Source organism: Nocardia amikacinitolerans, assembly GCF_900215415.1.
Lineage (GTDB): Bacteria > Actinomycetota > Actinomycetes > Mycobacteriales > Mycobacteriaceae > Nocardia > Nocardia amikacinitolerans.
Genome location: NZ_OBEG01000005.1, coordinates 518,322 through 534,221, shown reverse-complemented (window position 1 = coordinate 534,221; position 15,900 = coordinate 518,322). Strand labels below are relative to the sequence as shown.

The 15,900-nt window shown below is 67.8% G+C and carries 15 protein-coding genes and 1 pseudogene; 9 read left to right on the top strand and 7 right to left on the bottom strand.

Going from position 1 to position 15,900, the window contains the following annotated elements:
• Nucleotides 1-44: 44 nt before the first annotated feature.
• Nucleotides 45-1,409 (top strand): NsdA family TPR-like regulatory protein, encoded by a 1,365-nt coding sequence (locus CRP45_RS24070; RefSeq protein ID WP_097247088.1) that lies wholly within the window; start codon nucleotides 45-47, stop codon nucleotides 1,407-1,409.
• Here CRP45_RS24070 and CRP45_RS24065 read toward each other — a convergent pair.
• On the bottom strand, nucleotides 1,393-1,893 hold the full coding sequence (locus CRP45_RS24065; RefSeq protein WP_218841185.1) for an NUDIX hydrolase: 501 nt from the start codon (nucleotides 1,891-1,893) through the stop codon (nucleotides 1,393-1,395). The genes CRP45_RS24070 and CRP45_RS24065 overlap by 17 nt on opposite strands.
• Before the next feature lie 116 nt (nucleotides 1,894-2,009).
• Nucleotides 2,010-2,633 (bottom strand): hypothetical protein, encoded by a 624-nt coding sequence (locus CRP45_RS24060; RefSeq protein WP_097247085.1) that lies wholly within the window; start codon nucleotides 2,631-2,633, stop codon nucleotides 2,010-2,012.
• A gap of 226 nt (nucleotides 2,634-2,859) precedes the next feature.
• Here CRP45_RS24060 and CRP45_RS24055 point away from each other — a divergent pair, with 226 nt between their 5' ends.
• A complete protein-coding gene (locus tag CRP45_RS24055) occupies nucleotides 2,860-3,276 on the top strand; it encodes a TY-Chap domain-containing protein (protein ID WP_097247084.1) in 417 nt (138 codons plus the stop codon).
• A gap of 400 nt (nucleotides 3,277-3,676) precedes the next feature.
• Entirely contained in the window at nucleotides 3,677-4,156 is a 480-nt protein-coding gene (locus tag CRP45_RS24050) for a hypothetical protein (protein ID WP_179830990.1), read from the top strand.
• A 37-nt stretch (nucleotides 4,157-4,193) separates the two neighbouring features.
• On the opposite strand, the gene CRP45_RS33500 is transcribed toward CRP45_RS24050, so the two are convergent.
• Nucleotides 4,194-4,394 (bottom strand): hypothetical protein, encoded by a 201-nt coding sequence (locus CRP45_RS33500; protein WP_143861531.1) that lies wholly within the window; start codon nucleotides 4,392-4,394, stop codon nucleotides 4,194-4,196.
• 382 nt (nucleotides 4,395-4,776) lie between these two features.
• Here CRP45_RS33500 and CRP45_RS33990 point away from each other — a divergent pair, with 382 nt between their 5' ends.
• From CRP45_RS33990 to CRP45_RS24030, 5 genes and pseudogenes are all read left to right on the top strand, one after another.
• Nucleotides 4,777-4,950: a hypothetical protein gene (locus CRP45_RS33990; protein ID WP_179830989.1), complete on the top strand. Its 174-nt coding sequence runs from the start codon at nucleotides 4,777-4,779 to the stop codon at nucleotides 4,948-4,950.
• Between the two features lie 45 nt (nucleotides 4,951-4,995).
• Complete coding sequence (locus CRP45_RS24045) at nucleotides 4,996-5,559, top strand: TetR/AcrR family transcriptional regulator (RefSeq protein WP_097247082.1); 564 nt, start codon at nucleotides 4,996-4,998, stop codon at nucleotides 5,557-5,559.
• The gene (locus CRP45_RS24040) at nucleotides 5,559-6,392 is read left to right on the top strand and encodes an MBL fold metallo-hydrolase (protein WP_097247081.1); all 834 of its coding nucleotides are present in this window, start codon (nucleotides 5,559-5,561) and stop codon (nucleotides 6,390-6,392) included. Before CRP45_RS24045 ends, CRP45_RS24040 begins: the two co-directional genes overlap by 1 nt.
• Nucleotides 6,393-6,455: 63 nt before the next feature.
• A pseudogene (hpnE, locus tag CRP45_RS24035) lies at nucleotides 6,456-7,826 on the top strand (hydroxysqualene dehydroxylase HpnE); the annotation flags it as partial.
• Nucleotides 7,823-8,446: a TetR/AcrR family transcriptional regulator gene (locus CRP45_RS24030; protein ID WP_342747038.1), complete on the top strand. Its 624-nt coding sequence runs from the start codon at nucleotides 7,823-7,825 to the stop codon at nucleotides 8,444-8,446. The pseudogene hpnE and the gene CRP45_RS24030, both read left to right, overlap by 4 nt.
• 86 nt (nucleotides 8,447-8,532) lie before the next feature.
• On the opposite strand, the gene CRP45_RS24025 is transcribed toward CRP45_RS24030, so the two are convergent.
• Nucleotides 8,533-10,266 (bottom strand): glycerol-3-phosphate dehydrogenase/oxidase, encoded by a 1,734-nt coding sequence (locus CRP45_RS24025; RefSeq protein ID WP_097247075.1) that lies wholly within the window; start codon nucleotides 10,264-10,266, stop codon nucleotides 8,533-8,535.
• A 225-nt stretch (nucleotides 10,267-10,491) separates the two neighbouring features.
• On the opposite strand from CRP45_RS24025, the gene glpK reads away from it, so the two are divergent.
• Nucleotides 10,492-11,988 (top strand): glycerol kinase GlpK, encoded by a 1,497-nt coding sequence (gene glpK, locus CRP45_RS24020; protein ID WP_097247074.1) that lies wholly within the window; start codon nucleotides 10,492-10,494, stop codon nucleotides 11,986-11,988.
• Between the two features lie 311 nt (nucleotides 11,989-12,299).
• Here the strand turns inward: glpK and CRP45_RS24015 are convergent, their stop codons facing one another.
• The 3 genes from CRP45_RS24015 to CRP45_RS24005 all read right to left on the bottom strand — a co-directional run bounded on the left by CRP45_RS24015 (nucleotide 12,300) and on the right by CRP45_RS24005 (nucleotide 15,711).
• Nucleotides 12,300-13,478, bottom strand: a complete 1,179-nt coding sequence (locus CRP45_RS24015) for an aminotransferase-like domain-containing protein (protein ID WP_097247209.1) — start codon at nucleotides 13,476-13,478, stop codon at nucleotides 12,300-12,302.
• A gap of 100 nt (nucleotides 13,479-13,578) precedes the next feature.
• On the bottom strand, nucleotides 13,579-14,643 hold the full coding sequence (locus CRP45_RS24010; protein ID WP_245910374.1) for a DUF8176 domain-containing protein: 1,065 nt from the start codon (nucleotides 14,641-14,643) through the stop codon (nucleotides 13,579-13,581).
• Nucleotides 14,644-14,715: 72 nt separating this feature from the next.
• Nucleotides 14,716-15,711 carry a hypothetical protein gene (locus CRP45_RS24005; protein WP_067787899.1) on the bottom strand — a complete coding sequence of 332 codons (996 nt, stop codon included), beginning with the start codon at nucleotides 15,709-15,711 and terminating at the stop codon, nucleotides 14,716-14,718.
• Nucleotides 15,712-15,900: the final 189 nt, after the last annotated feature.

Genomic DNA, 15,900 nt, shown 5'->3' with positions numbered 1-15,900 from the left:
GCAATGATGGTCAGCGAGCGGGCCTGCGTGCCACACTCCGAGGTATGGGACGCCAGCCCAAACAACCCAACCGGCAGTTGGCTGAACTCATCGAGGAAACTCGGCTCAGCCGAAAAGGACTCGCGCGCAGGGTCGTGGAGCGCGGCCGGGCAGTCGGTATCGAACTTGGATACGACCACACCGCTATAGCCAGATGGGTGTCCGGTGAACAACCCAATCCCCCAGGGCCACAGCTCATCGCCGAGGTACTGACCGAAGTCGTCGGACGCCGAGTCACCCCGGCCGACTGCGGAATGGTGGACAGTCAGGAACCGGCCGACCTCGGATTGGAGTTCTCGTTGAGCCTCGCAGAGGCAACCGCCGCTGCGACCGCACTATGGAGGAGTGATGTGGAGCGCCGCCGCTTCCTCGTCGGAGCGTCCTACGCCGTCGCGGTCTACCCGGCCGCGTCGATGCGTTGGTTGACCATGCCCGGCCCGGAACACCCCACATCCGGTAAGGGCTATCGGCGCATCGGGCAGTCCGATGTCGACGCGGTGCGCACCATGACCGCAGCATTCCGTGACTTGGACAACCGGGTGGGCGGTGGCAAAGTCCGTTCGACCATCGTCCACTACCTCCACACCTCGGTGACTCCTTTGCTGCACGGCAGCTATCCGGAGTCGATTGGCCGCCAGCTGTTCGCTACCGTCTCCGAGTTGACCAAGCTCGCTGGCTGGGCCGCATACGACCTCGAGGAACACGGCCTGGCGCAGCGGTATCTGATCCAAGCCCTGCGCCTGTCCCGGGCTGCCGGAGACGCCGCTCTCGGCGCCGAGATCCTCGCGGCGATGAGTCACCAGGCCACCTATGTCGGTCGCCCAGGAGACGCTGTCGACCTGGCGCGCGCGGCCCAGATCGCCGCGCGCACGGCAGGATTGGGAGCACTGGAATCCGAATGCCACATCGTGGAGGCACACGGGCACGCCGCACGATCTGACAGCTCACTGTGTGCTAGCTCCCTCAATGCCGCCGAACGGGCGTTCGACCGTACCGACAGCGTTCGACCACCCTGGCTCGAGTACTTCGACGACGCCTACTTGTCGGCAAAGGCCGCACACTGCTTCCGCGACCTGGGTGACCGTGCCAGAACCGCACACTTCGCCGAGCGGTCACTGGACATGTCTGAGGGCTACACTCGGGGCCGTTCGTTCAACCTGTGTCTGCTGGCCTCGGCACGCGCCGACGAAGACCCGCATGAGGCCGTGCGCATTGGCTCCGAGGCACTGACAGTCGCGGCCGGACTGGAATCTCGGCGCACACTCGCTTATCTGCGCGACCTCCGGCACCACCTGACACCGTACGCCGAACTGTCCGACGTCGCCGATTTCCGCCAGCAGGTGCTCGCGCTCTCTACTCAGGCAGGCTGAGCGCTCGGTATACCGCGACGACCGTGGCCGCGCCGATGATCTCGCCGCGTTCGATCATTCGCACGGCCTCCTCCAGCGGTATCCAGCGGATGTCCTCGGCCTCGTTGATATCTGGCTGCGTGTCGATCGAGTCAGCACCGCGGGCGAGATAGATCTCCTGTGGGTGATCCAATGTGCCGATGGCGGGCTGGTAGGTGACCAAGTGCTCCATGGTCCGTGGGCGCCAGCCGGTCTCTTCTTCGACTTCACGGGCCGCGGCGAGAGCCACGTCTTCGGCATGGTCGACATAGCCGCCCGGCAACTCCCATACCCATCGATCGATGATGAACCGGTGCCGGTACATCAGCAACGCCTCACGATTCTCGTTGAGTACCAGCGTCATCGCGCACCGCGGCATCCGCGCGACATACTGGGTGAAATGCACGCCGTCGGGCAGCTCGACGTCCACGGTCGAGAGGCGTATGTGCCGGTTCTCGTCCACCACTGTTTCGCCGTGGATTGTCCATTGGGTACGACTCACGCTTCGACCGTAAACGAATCTTGTTCCGGAGGGTTCAACCACGCGGCGTCTGATCTGGTGAACGTGTAGCACCAGGGGCATCAGCGCCGGTCGTGACGGATGATCCGTTCCGCATTTCGCCGGTACCAAGGGTACTTCGATGCCAGGAACGGCTCGACCTGTGTACGGAAGCCTTTGGCTCGCAGCCTGGACAGCGCGTCGAGAGCGTGGCCTTGCACAGTCTCGTCATCGAGTTGGGCGGCCGCGACTGCGGCAGCTTCGAAGTGACGGGATTTGCCGAGCCAATTGACCACCATCTGGCGGTATGTCCCGAACCCTCGATCCGAGGCGATGATCGCGAGTTCTTCGAAGTATTCCTTGCTGGCGGGGATGGAGTAGAGGGCGTTGCCTGCTGCCCATCGCACGTAGGGGTTGATCGTCTTGGTGTGATCGAATTGGCTGATCAGGGCCGGGATCGCCGCGGTTTTGCGTGATTCCTTGCGGTTGAGCGCATTGATCAAGTTCAGCCGCACCATTTCCCGTGCCTCGGTTTCAGCGCCGGGCCACCGATCTTCGAAGTCGGTGAGCCATTGAGCGAGCACCGCGATCACTTCCGGTGAGTTCTGTGGGCGGCTGCCGATCTCGGGGATCGTGTCGGCATACCCGCCCGCACGGCGGTACTCCTCGGGCAGGCGGGTTGCCGCGGCGTCATCGGTGGGGGTCAACTTCGGAAGTCCATCGTGACATGTTTGATCTTGTCTTGGTCCACGAGATCTTGTAGCTCCTGAGTTAGACGGGTGTTCTGGTCGGGGATCAGGATCCGCGCACTATGCGGCACATGCGGATAGCGGATACTGACCTTGGCGGATCAGCCCAATGCGATTCAGCCGGACGAGGCTGCATCGCACTCTGTCGTAATCGCACTCTGTCGTACGGGACGGATCGAGGAACATGACCGCCGCCAGCACTGATATCTGGACACAATTCGCCATTGACCTCGCCGAGCGGTTGAATGAGGGGCTGACCCACTCCACGTTCGTGCTGGCCAATGACGAACAGGGACGGACATGCGTTCAATTCACCGGCGAAGCGAAGCCTGACGGGTTCATCATCACCGATGTCATGGACAGCACTCGTCCTCATGGACAGGAGGATTGGCTGTCGACCGAGGGCCAGCAACGAATGATCACAGACGGATGGATACCTCATCCGGAGGGCGGGCCATTCTGGCAGAGGGAGATCAGCTGGTCTGGAGATCTGGAGACCTGCCGGATCGCCGCCGACTGCGCCGTCACCGTCCTTCGCGAGATCCTTTGCCGAGAAACACCACCTCCCGCGATAACTTCGCACCATTACTACGGCTGGTAAATAGCCGAGGCCAGCTGATGTCGTCGCCCAGGCTGTTCACGGCACAGGTAAGCGTTCTGGGATGCCCAAGTCGCCGGATACGCTTGCCGATGACGTCAGATTCCGCCGATGGCAGCAGATCTCGACCGCACCGACTTGCGGCAGAGTTCACCGATAGCCACCGTCAGGATCCACCAGCGTAGCCAGTCGAGTCGGCGCGGCGGGCATGATAGATCGCCTAGGGTGGTCGAGTGCGCCCATGGCGGGCTGGCACTGCGTCGCAGGTCGTGGAGCAGACCGTGTCGCTAGAAGCTGGTGAGGGTGTACAACCGCACCGGACAGTTCGCGACGGTAGGCGCGGTGGTCGAACTGCGGGAGCGGATGGGCCACTCGTCGCCGTGACAGCATGAGGAGCGAAATCATGGTGCGGATCGGCGTCACCGGGCACATGAACATCACCGAGGCCACGGCATCACTGGTGTACGACGCGGTGCGCGTGCTGCTCGCCGAGCACGACCCGGCGGATCTGATCGGGGTCAGTTGTATTGCGCGTGGCGCTGATTCGGTGTTCGCGCGAGCGGCGCTCGATGCCGGCGGGCAGCTCGAGGTGGTGCTGCCATCACGGAATTACCGTGAGCGGAAGGTGAAGCCGGATTATGCCGAACTGTTCGACAATCTCGTGGAGCGCGCGGCGGCGGTACGTGTGATGGATTTCGACGACGCGGGCCGCGAAGCGTACGAAGCCGCGAACGACGCCGTTGTGGGGTCGGTGGATCGCCTGGTGGCGGTGTGGGATGGGGCGGACGGGCAGAAGGCAGGCACCGGGACGGTTGTCGAGCTCGCGCGGGAACGTGGTGTGCCGGTCGATGTGGTGTGGCCGGAGGGCGCAGCGCGCGAGTAGTCGGGTCCGGGCGGGATCCGGCCACGCCGACTTTGGATCAGGACCCGGCCGACATGCTGGGCAGGAACCACTTCAGGAATTCCGAGAACGGCACGCACATCGCGGCGCTGCCGGTGGCGGGCCAGCACCCGCCACCGACCACCGGTGTCGCGGTCGGTGCGGGCGCGGCGGTGGCGGGTGTCAGCGGCGCCAGGGTGAGCGCGCCGATCATGGCGGTTACGGCGACGGCTCGCCTCATCGGCCGATCCTTTCCTCGACACCCGTAACACCTTCGGGCCGAAGGCAACTCGGGCGGTCGAGCCGACTGTAGGCAGCTAACGTCAGTTTCCACAGACCACGGTTCGGGGGGCGGGACCTCCGGGGGCACGCGGTCCGATGCGGTCAGAAGGTTCACGCGGTGTACGCGTCCGCTTTGGACAACGTTCCCGTTCACATGGCAGTCATCTCAAGGCGGGCGCAGCGCCCGACTCGAGGTGACCTGCACCGCGCCTGACACGGTGGAGGTCACCTTTGGTCGGCGATCCTGCGGCTGTTAGTTGCCGCTCAGTTGCTAACAGTTTGGAGCCCGAGGACGACAGCCTTTGCGGCTGACCGCTACTCACCCGACAGGAGCAGGAACGATGACGACCCGATCGGTGCGCCGCCCGGTGCCGATCCGCGCGATTGCCGCCCAGTACGTCGCGGCGCTGATCGCGCTGGCGGTGACGGCCGTCTTCGGCTATCTGCTGCTGAATCCGCCGCAGCCCGCGGGCACGGCGGAAGTCCCTCGTTCTAACGTCAGCCAGCCCCACTGAAGCAATAACTAGACCGGTCGTCATAACTCGAGGTACCTTGGCCTCGTGTCCCCACGAACCGACTCGCGGCAGCGCTTCCTCGACGCCGCCGCCGACCTCTTCCACACCAAGGGCTATCACGCCACAGGCCTGAACCAGCTGGTCAGCGCGGGCGGCGCCCCGAAGGGCTCGCTGTACTTCCACTTCCCCGGCGGCAAAGAGCAGCTCGCCGCCGAGGCGCTGACCCAATCCAGCGAGGAGTTGCGCGACACGCTGCGCGCGATCCTCGCCGACGGCGACACCGACGCCGTTTTCGCCGCCATGGCGCACAACCTCGAGGCCTCCGATTTCCAGCGCGGCTGCCCGCTCGCGACGGTCGCGCTGGACGCCGCCGCCGAGAGCGAATTGATCCGGCAGGCCTGTGTCGCCGGGTTCGACTCCTGGCGCGCGGCCATCGAAGAATTCCTGCGCGAAAAGGGCCTCGACGGCGAGCGCGCGGCCAACCTCTCGGTCGTCGCGCTGACCATGCTCGAGGGCGGACTCATGCTCGCCAAGACCCAGCGCGACATCGCCCCGCTGCGCACCGTCGCCGACTACCTCCGCACCACCCTCGAAAGGGAGCTTTCCTGATGCGCATCCACCACCTCGACTGCGGGACCATGCGCCCCTTCGGCGGCAAGCTGCTCGACGGTGCGCCCGGCCTGCTGCGCCGCGCCGAAATGGTCTGTCACTGCTTGCTTCTCGAGCTCGACGACCGGCTCGTCCTGATCGAGACCGGCATGGGCGAGCAGAGCGTGCGCCGCCCGAACGAATGGCTCGGCCGTCGCTTCATCTCGCTCACCCGGCCGGTGTTCGACATCGAGCGCACCGCTGTGCGACAGATCGAGGCGCTCGGCTTCCGCCGCGAGGACGTGCGCGACATCGTGCTCACCCACCTCGATCTGGATCACGCGGGCGGGCTCGCCGACTTCCCGCACGCCACCGTGCACGTCTACGACGAGGAACTGCGCGCCTTCCGCGGCGCGCACACCGCGCAGGAGCGATTCCGTTACCGCGCAGCCCAATTCGAGCACGGTCCGAAGTGGCAGTCCTATTCCGATCACGGCGAGCCGTGGTTCGGCTTCGAGGCCGTGCGCGAACTGGCCGGACTGCCGCCGAGTCTGCTGCTCGTGCCGCTGGCCGGGCACACCAGGGGCCACGCGGGCATCGCCGTCGACACCGGTAACGGCTGGCTGCTCGCCGCGGGGGACGCGTACTTCCATCCCGGCCAACTGGATCTCACGCACCCGCATCAGCCGCTCGGGGTGACCCTTTTCGAGCTCAGCGTCGAGACACTCGGCGGGCCGCGCCGCGAGAACCAGCAGCGCCTGCGCGATCTGCTCCGGGACCACGGCGACCAGGTGCGAATCTTCTCCGCGCACAACGCCGCCGAGCTGCGCGCCTTCCAGACGGTGCCCGCCTGAGTCGAAACCCTTGACCGCCCAAGCCCTCTCACCTAACTTACAAGATGCAAGTTATGCGAGAAGGGTGCGGCCATGGACGATCCGCGGCGCTATGTGGTCATCGGCGGAGGACTGGCGGGGCTCGCGTCCGCGGTCTGGCTGGCCGAGGCCGGCAAACAGGTCACGCTCCTGGAGCGCCGCGGGAGGCTGGGCGGACGCACGCACGCCATGAAGGTCGACGCCGTCGACGATCTGCCCGACAACGGTCAGCACGTCATCGCCAGCGGCTACGAGCATTTGTTCCGCTACCTCACCAGCGTCGGAACTCGCCAATACGTCGCCTTCCCGCATCGAGCCACCCTCCGGTGGCCGGACGGGCGCTCGGCGAGCATGTCCACCAAGGGATTCGGCGCGCTGCGAACCCTTTTCGGCGCACATCCCGACGCGAGTGTGCCGGACCGGCTCCGCGCGGCCCGCGCCACGATGCGTCTCGGGTGGCAATGTCTGCGCCAGCCCGCCGATCTCGCCGATCTCACCACCGAACAGTGGTTCCAGCGCGTCGGCATGCCCGCCACAGCCCGTGAGGCGCTGTGGGATTGGCTCGCGCTCGGCATCGCCGCCGAGCCCGTGCAGCGGGAGTCGGCGAAGGTGTTCGCCGATGTCATGGCGACCGGCATCCGGCTTGGCGTCCGGCACCGGCGGCCGGTCACCATCGGCTACCCGACGACCGACCTGGACACCCTGTATGTCACCGGGGCGCAGCGCGTTTTCCAGCGGCACGGGGTGGAAGTCAGGTACCGCGCCATCGCCCGGCGCATCCACATCACCGACGGCAAGGTGACCGGCGTCGCCCTCGCCGACGGCTCGGTGCTGCCCGCCGACGCGGTGGTCTGCGCCGTGCCGAACTCCTCGATCGGCGGCCTGCTCGACGACCTGCCCGAGCACGCCGAAATCTACGCCGCCGCAGATAAACTCGGCTACACACCGATCGTCAGCACCAACCTCTACCTGGACCGCCCGCTGGGCACCACGGCCGAGTTCGAGGCGCTGATCGGCGGCACCGGGGTCATCGACGAGGTCTTCGACCGCCAGCTGATGACCGGACGGAACACCGACAAGGCCTGGCTGTACTGCCTGACCACCAGCGGCGCCTACGAGCAGATCCACAAATCCAACGACGCGATCGTCGCCGAACAGCTCGACCTGCTGCGCCGCTACTACCCGGCGGCCGCCGAGGCCCGCGTCGTGCAGGCCCACGTCGTGCGCATGCCGAGGGCGACGTTCTCGCAGGTGCTCGGCACGCACGCGCTGCGCCCCGGCCAACGCACCTCGGTCCCCACTCTGGTGCTCGCGGGCGACTGGACCGCCACCGACTGGTCGGCGACGATGGAGAGCGCGGTACAGAGTGCGGCGAAGGCCGTGGATCTTCTGCTTGCGCTACCGTCTGTGCCGTGACCACGGAGCGAGCCTCCCGCGCCCCCAAGCGGCGCATGTCTGCCACCGATCGCCGCAACCAACTGCTGGACGTGGCCCGCGACATCGCAGCCGCCGAGGGGTTCGGCGCGGTCAGCATCGAGCGTGTCGCCCGAGCCGCCGACGTCGCGCGGGCCCTGGTCTATCAGCAGTTCACCGATCTATCCGGAATGATGTCGGCGCTACTCGACCGGGAGACCGCGGTCGCGCTGGCCGGCGTGCGCAGTGTGGATTGGATCGGCACCGGCGACGACGTCGACCAAGTCGGCCGCGGCGTGCTCGCCTACCTGCACGCCGCGCCGACCAGCTGGCGGATCATGCTCAGCCCGCCCGACGGCGGCCCGCCCGAGCTGCGCGACCGGCTCGAGACGGGTCGCGACTACGCGCGGGCGATCGGCGCACGACACCTCTCGCGCTACGCCGGGATCACCATCGATCCGAACGGCGCGACGGAACGAATCATGCTGGCGGCCGTCGAGGAACTGGCTCGGCTGCACCTGACCGACCCGACCGCGTATCCGGACGAACTCGTGCTGCGCTACCTGCGCTCACTGGTGGACTGGGCCGTCGGCGTCGAGACAAAAGCGGTCGACCGCGCCTGAATCCCTCTCGGGCGCAACCCATCCCACCGACCGCGCGGCTCAGCCGCCGACGGCATCCGCGCCCAGATTGTGAGCGACCCAGCAACTCAACTATCCGAGGGCACCGGCTCCAGAATCTGCGGCCGCGGTTCCGGTGCGGCGATCCGCAGCGCGTCGGCGGAGACGTCGTCGGGCTGGGTCTGCGACCGGATCTCGGCCTGGACCCGCGCCTGATACGTCCGGATCTCGCGGTCGATCTCCGCCTCGTCCCAGCCGAGGACCGGCGCGACCAACCGCGCCACCTGTTCGGCGCAGTGCGCGCCGCGGTGCGAGTACTCGATGGAGATCCTGGTGCGGCGGGCCAGAATGTCGTCCAGGTGCAGCGCGCCCTCGGCCGCCGCCGCGTACACGGCCTCCACCTGGAGATACGAGGGCGCCTCGGTGATCGGCTGCAACAGTTCCGGCTTGCCCTCGGCCAACGCCATCACCTCGTCGATCAGCGACCCGTAGCGATCGAGCAGGTGCTTGACCCGGTACGGATGGATGCCGTACGCCTCTGCCAGCTGCACGGTCTGATTGACCAGCGCGAAGTAACCGTCCGCACCGAGCAGCGGCACCTTCTCGGTGATCGACGGCGAGACCCTGGCCGGAATGTCTTGTGCCGCTTCGTCCACCGCGTCGTAGGCCATCACGCGGTAGGTGGTGTACTTGCCGCCCGCGATGGCGACAAGACCCGGCGCGATCCTGGCCACCGCGTGCTCCCTGGACAGCTTGGAGGTGGAATCGCTCTCGCCCGCGAGCAGCGGCCGCAGTCCCGCGTAGACGCCGGTGATGTCCTCGCTGGTCAGCGGGGTGACGAGGACCTGGTTCACCCGGTCGAGCAGGTAGTCGATGTCCGCCTTGGTCGCGGCCGGGTGCGCCAGGTCCAGATTCCAGTCGGTGTCGGTGGTGCCGATGATCCAGAACGCGCCCCACGGGATGACGAACAACACCGAGGTGGCCGTGCGCAGGATGATCGCGGTGTCGCTGACGATCCGGTCGCGCGGCACAACGACGTGCACGCCCTTGGAGGCGCGCACGTGGAAGCGGCCGCGATTGTGTGAGAGGGCTTGGACCTCGTCGGTCCATACGCCGGTCGCGTTGATCACCACGTGCCCCCGCGCCTCGCCGGAACGTCCGTCCTCGCTGTCGCGGATCCGCACGCCGACGATCCGATCCGCCTCCCGCAGGAAGCCGACGACCTGGGTGGAGGTGCGGATCACCGCGCCGTAGTGCGCGGCCGTGCGCGCCACCGTCATGGTGTGGCGGGCGTCGTCGACGACTGTGTCGTAATAGCTGACGCCGCCGATCAGCGAGTCGCGCCGCAGCCCGGGCGCCAGCCGCAGCGCGCCCGCTCGCGTCAGATGACGTTGTCCGGGAACGGATTTCGCGCCGCCCATGGTGTCGTAGAGGACCAGTCCCGCCGCGACGTACGGCCGTTCCCAGCCGCGGTGGGTCAGCGGGTACAGGAAGCGCAGCGGCTTCACCAGGTGCGGCGACAGCGTGGCGAGCGCGAGCTCACGCTCCCGCAACGCCTCGCGCACCAGTCCGAACTCCAACTGCTCCAGATACCGCAACCCGCCGTGGAACATCTTCGACGACCGGCTCGACGTTCCGGAGGCCAGATCACGCGCCTCCACCAGCGCGACCGAGAGACCGCGGGTCGCCGCGTCGAGCGCGATGCCCGCGCCGACCACACCGCCGCCGATGACCACCACGTCGAAATGTTCCTTGCCCAACCGCTCCCAGGCCGCGCGCCGCTGCTCCGGGCCCAGGGCCTGCGATTCCGGTTTCATGGTCATGCTCGACTCCTCCAGCCGACGCGCCTGCGTCGGACGTCGCGGGTCTTCACGGGCACAGATCGAGCTGTTCTGTACAGGCTATGCGAATCGCCGCACCGAGCGCCGGTCGGCGCGGGCTCCGTGTGTCGTCCAGAACTACTCGCCGGTAACCATCTCAGCCTAATCGGGTGGCGTGCCTGTCGCGATGTGATACCGAGCGCGCGGGACGTTTAGTAGCCTGCTGCCATGCGCTATGTGGCCGCCATCGATCAGGGCACGACATCGAGCAGGTGCATCGTCTTCGACCGGCGTGGCCGCGTCGTCGGGGTGGCCCAGCGCGAGCACGAGCAGATCTTCCCCCGGCCGGGGTGGGTCGAGCACGATCCCGAAACCATTTGGCGCAATACGGAACTCGTGCTCGGTGAGGTGCTGGAGCAGAACGGGCTCGGCCCCGGCGACATCGCCGCCGTCGGCATCACCAACCAGCGCGAGACGACCGTGGTCTGGGAACGCGCCACCGGCAAGCCGATTCACCACGCCATCGTCTGGCAGGACATGCGCACCGATCGGCTGGTCACCGAACTCGGCGGCGACGCGGGCCCGACCCGCTACCAGGACCGCACCGGGCTGCCGCTGTCCACCTACTTCGCGGGCCCCAAGCTGCGCTGGATCCTGGACAACGTGCCGGGCGCGCAGGAGCGCGCCGAGGCGGGCGAGCTGTGCTTCGGCACCATCGACAGCTGGGTGCTGTGGAATCTGACCGGACTGCACGTCACCGACGTCACCAACGCCTCGCGCACCATGCTGATGGATCTGCGCACGCTGCAATGGGATTCGCAGATCTGCGCGGAATTCGGCGTGCCGGAGTCGATGCTGCCGGAGATCCGCAGCTCCTCGGAGGTGTACGGCGAGATCTCTTCCGGTCCGCTGCAAGGGGTTCCGGTCGCGGGCATCCTCGGCGACCAGCAGGCGGCCACCTTCGGCCAAGCCTGCCTTGTTCCTGGTGAAGCCAAGAACACCTACGGCACAGGCAATTTCATGCTCCTGAACACCGGGACGACCCCCGTGTGGAGCAAGCACGGGCTGCTCACCACGGTCTGCTACCGGCTCGGTGACCAACCCGCGGTGTACGCGCTGGAAGGCTCCATCGCGGTGACGGGCTCGCTGGTGCAGTGGTTCCGCGACAACCTCGGCATCATCGATTCCGCCGAGGAGATCGAGCGGCTGGCGAACACCGTCGAGGACAACGGCGGCGCCTACATCGTGCCCGCGTTCTCCGGGCTGTTCGCCCCGCGCTGGCGGCCCGACGCCCGCGGCGTCATCGCGGGGCTGACCCGCTTCGTCAACAAGGCCCACCTGGCGCGGGCGGTCCTGGAATCCACCGCGTTCCAGACCTTCGAGGTGGTCGAGGCGATGCGCGCCGACGCCGAATCCCAGAAGCTGGACCTGGAACTGACGACGCTGAAGGTCGACGGCGGCATGACCGCCAACGACCTGCTCATGCAGTTCCAGTCCGACATCCTGGAGGTTCCGGTGGTCCGCCCGGTCGTCACCGAGACCACCGCGCTCGGCGCCGCGTACGCCGCCGGGCTGGCCGTCGGCTACTGGTCCGGCACCGACGACATCCGCGCCAACTGGACCGCCGACACCACCTGGCAGCCGAGCATGAGCGCCGAAGACCGCGAGGAGCACATCGCGGCCTGGAACAAGGCTGTCGAGCGCACCTACAACTGGGTGGACTGACGCGGGCGCGCTGGGTCGACCGACACAGGGGCGTACGGCCGCCCGTGGGCGCGAACACCCGACAGACGCGAGGGCGCTACGGCCCAAGCATGCTGAATCGAATGCCACAGCGGCGCTGCCCGACGCCGGGCGCAGACCCAACCGACGCTGGTCCCGCGTCCAGAAGGGTCGGCGCGGTAGCCGACCGAAGGCCGCCTCCATCCCGCCAGACCGACAGGACGTCACCTTCAGTAACCTGACCTGCGTTCCCGGCGAACCGATGCTGGGCGCTGACCCGAATCGACGCGGCCGCGGGGCGACGCCGACCGACGTTATCCGGCGTGTGCGGTGGCCAGACGGTCGATGGCTTCCTCGAGCACCGCAGCTTCGGAGGTGGTGAAGCACATCCGCATCGAGTTGCGGTAGCCGTTCTCGACCGCGAACGCGGCGCCCGGCACGTAGGCGACGCCCGCCTCCAGCGCGCGCGGCAGCAACAGCTGGGTGTCGGTGCCGTCGGTGAAATCGGCCCAGACGAACATGCCGCCCGCGGCGTCGGTGCAGACGACGCGGTCGCCGAAGCCGGTGCGCACGGCGTGCACAAGCGCCTTGGCCCGCTCGCCGTAGACGCCGCGCACGTGGTCCACGTGCGTGGTGAGCCAGTCCCGGTCCGCGAGCAGGTCGGCCGCGATCTGCTGGGTGAGCGCCGAACCACACAGGTCCGCACCCTGTTTCAGCAATTCCACCGCACGGCACACGGCGTCGGGGGCGACCATCCAGCCGACCCGCAGGCTCGGCGACAGGATCTTGGAGGCGCTGGAGAGTCGAATCACGTTGGGCGAGTGGGTGGCGACCGGCTCCGGGGCGGGCCGGTCGAACCAGAGCTCGCCGTACGGGTCGTCCTCGATCACCCAAAAGCCTTGCGCCGCAGCCAGTTCCGCGAGCTCACGGCGGCGCGCGGTACTCATGGTGACCCCGCCCGGATTGTGGAAGTTGCTCACCGTGTGCACCACCGCGGGCCGCTCGCCGCGCGCGAGCAGTTCGCGCAGCACGTCGACGCGCATGCCCTCGCCGTCCAGCGGCACGGCGACGATGCGCGCTCCGGCCGCACGGAACACCTGGAGCGCACCGACGTACGCCGGATCCTCGACGACAACCAGCGCACCCGGGTCGAGCAGCACCTCGGCCAGCAGCGACAACGCCTGCTGCGAGCCGTGCGTCACGAACACCTCGTCGATCGGCACCCGCCGCCCGAGCCGGGCGGACTCGCGCTCGGCGAGCACGTCGCGCAGCGGCGCCCACCCGGGCGATTCGGTGTATTGCAGGCAGCCTGGTCCACGCAGCGCCACCTCGGCCGCGGCGGCGATGCGCTCGCGTGGCATCAGCTCGGCATCCGGCAAACCGCCTGCGAGGCTGATCACCTCGGCACGCGCGGTGAGCTTGAGCAGGTCACGAATCGCCGAGCTCTTCAGTCCGCCGAGCTTGGCTGCCAGCGGTGGAACAGTCGGCGACATGGAAACCTCCCAGGGGAACGCCACGGTACGCGTCATCCCACTGTGTCACACCGCTACCAGAATATGAAATTCTAATCTCAAATAATGAGACGGTCGCGGCTCACCACGACCGTGCTCGCATGCTCAGGATCAGCGTCTTACCGTCCCGGCTGACGGTCTGCACCACCTGGGGATAGACGATGGGTGCGCTGTTGGGTTGGTATTGGGTCAGGTCGACCTCGAAGGTGTCGGGGTTCACCTGGGCGATGCGCAGGCAGTGCGTGGTGCCGACCGGGATCTGCTCGTTGATGGCGGCCTGAATGGTCTCGGCCGGTGAGACGTTGACCGAATCGGGTGCCACGTACCTGCGCGCCTTCTCGCCGCTGCGCTCGACGTAGAACCCGTACTGGAAGCCGAGAATCGCATCGGGACCTGAGTCGAACCCACCGGGGCCGTTCCCGACCGTCACCCTGTCGTCCTTGCTTGGCACGCAGCCCCGCCCGACGCTCGAGTCCGATGTCGGCGCGGCCGTCGTGCCTTCGTCACCGCCGCCGTTGACCGCGACGATGGTCACCACCAGACCGATCAGCACGGCGACCGCGGCCGCGACACCGCCCACGATCCAGCGTTTGTTGCCGTCGGAGCCGCCGGTCGTCGCGACGGGCGCGCCGGGCGCGAGCCGCTTGGCGATCGGATCGTCGGCCCAGGACAGGCCTGGGTCGGCGGCGGGCGGCGGCTTGGGCACCTCACCGGATTCGCTCGGGCTGTTCCACCAGCGTTCCGGGGCGCCCGCGGTCGGCGCCGCGGTGTGCCGCACGGTCGCGTCGGCGGACACGTCCCGCTCGACGTCGCGTGCGGGCGCGGGAGGGGCCTGCGGCGCGGGCGGCGCGTCCGGGAAGACCGTCGTATCAGGAGCGCGGTACTGCGGCGGCGTCGGCGGCACCGGCGGCGCCTCCGCGGCGGGCCGCCAGCCGACGTCCGGATGGTCGCCAGGGGGTTCGGGCCACTGCGGGCCGACCTCCCCCAGCTGCGGACCACCGAACTCGCTCAGCGGCGGACCGAAATCGCCGCCGCCGACCGACGGGCCGAAATCCCCTGTCGGCGGACCGAAATCGCTCAGCGGCGGACCGAACTGCGACCCGGGCTTGTCGGCTTCGTTGTCCTTCGCGTCACCTTCGGAGCCCACACCCAATCCTTTCCCCAGAACACACGTGTGGGGCGGTCGAGAACGACCGCCCCACCCGTTGAACAGCTCGTGTCAGTACTGGAACGAGCCACCCCACTGCGTGGTCACGCCAGCCACGTTGACCGTCTGCGGAGCCAAGTCGCCCGGCGGGACAATCGGCGGAAGTTTAACCTGCGAAGCGGCTTCCAGCGCGGCGGCACCACCCGGCTGAGCGGCGATCCACTGCTCGACCGACGCCTTGGCCAGGTTCACCTGGGTGGTGTCGAGCACGAACGAGTTGGTGTTCGGGGCCAGACCCTCGCCACCGGTGTAGCTGGTGACCTTGATCGTGTTCACGTCGACGAACTCGACCGACACACCGGCCTCGCCCTTACCGGTCGGGGTGTTGTACCCGATCGTGCCGACGTAACCCGCCTCGTTACTGAAGTGGTGGGTGTTGGCCACGTAACCGGGCAGCACGGCGCCGCCGTCGATGTTCGCGCCGAATTCCTGGTGCGGACCGCTCATCTCGACGACCGGGGCGGCGGGCGCGGCCTGCAGGCGCGGTGCCTGCCAGCGCGGTTCCTGCACCAGCGTTTCCGACTCCGACGGCGCGGAGGAGCCCGGCCGATCCGGCTGCGCGGCACGCGCGTCGGCATCGCCGCCCGGCTGAGCGCCGCTCTCGCCACCCGGACGGGTTTCGCCCGGCTGACCCGGCTTCGGCTCTTCGGCCTCGGTACCCGGAACCACGACCGGCTGCGCGGGCTCGGTCTGGCCCGGCACCGGCAGCGGCGCGACGCGCGGGCTGGTGACGCCCGGCTGGCTCGGCACGGTTAGTTTCGGATCCTTCTTCGGATCCGGCATCACCTGGTTCGGATCCGGGGTGTTGACACCCGGCTGGCTCGGGGTCGGCGAGCTCTCCGGCTTGTTCGGGTCCGACTGTTCGGTGTTGCCCGGATCCGGCTTGGTGGTCTCCGGAGTGTTCTGCGCCTCCGGCGTCTCGGTGCCCGGCTGGACCGGAGCCGGCGTGGTCGGCGTGCTCGGATCGTTCGGAACTGCCCCCGCCGGCGCCGCGAACAATGTAGCCACGGCAGCCGCGGTGGCCAGTGGCAATGATGTGCTCGCCATCGCTCGCTGCGCCCGACTCGGCTTACGATGTTTCACTTTTCGCCAATCCCTTTCCCGGGTGCGGCCGAATCGGTCGCACTCAGTTTGTCCCTGGTGAGACGCGCCTCGATCGCCGAACAACCCGAGGGCCGTTCGCTGTTCGGTTTCGGA

Excerpts from the sequence above, each read along its gene's own strand:
- CRP45_RS24070 (WP_097247088.1), top strand. The coding sequence starts at position 45 with ATGGGACGCCAGCCCAAACAACCCAACCGGCAGTTGGCTGAACTCATC.
- CRP45_RS24055 (WP_097247084.1), top strand. The coding sequence starts at position 2,860 with ATGACCGCCGCCAGCACTGATATCTGGACACAATTCGCCATTGACCTC.
- CRP45_RS24050 (WP_179830990.1), top strand. The coding sequence starts at position 3,677 with ATGGTGCGGATCGGCGTCACCGGGCACATGAACATCACCGAGGCCACG.
- CRP45_RS33500 (WP_143861531.1), bottom strand. The coding sequence starts at position 4,394 with ATGAGGCGAGCCGTCGCCGTAACCGCCATGATCGGCGCGCTCACCCTG.
- CRP45_RS33990 (WP_179830989.1), top strand. The coding sequence starts at position 4,777 with ATGACGACCCGATCGGTGCGCCGCCCGGTGCCGATCCGCGCGATTGCC.
- CRP45_RS24040 (WP_097247081.1), top strand. The coding sequence starts at position 5,559 with ATGCGCATCCACCACCTCGACTGCGGGACCATGCGCCCCTTCGGCGGC.
- CRP45_RS24025 (WP_097247075.1), bottom strand. The coding sequence starts at position 10,266 with ATGACCATGAAACCGGAATCGCAGGCCCTGGGCCCGGAGCAGCGGCGC.
- glpK (WP_097247074.1), top strand. The coding sequence starts at position 10,492 with ATGCGCTATGTGGCCGCCATCGATCAGGGCACGACATCGAGCAGGTGC.
- CRP45_RS24015 (WP_097247209.1), bottom strand. The coding sequence starts at position 13,478 with ATGTCGCCGACTGTTCCACCGCTGGCAGCCAAGCTCGGCGGACTGAAG.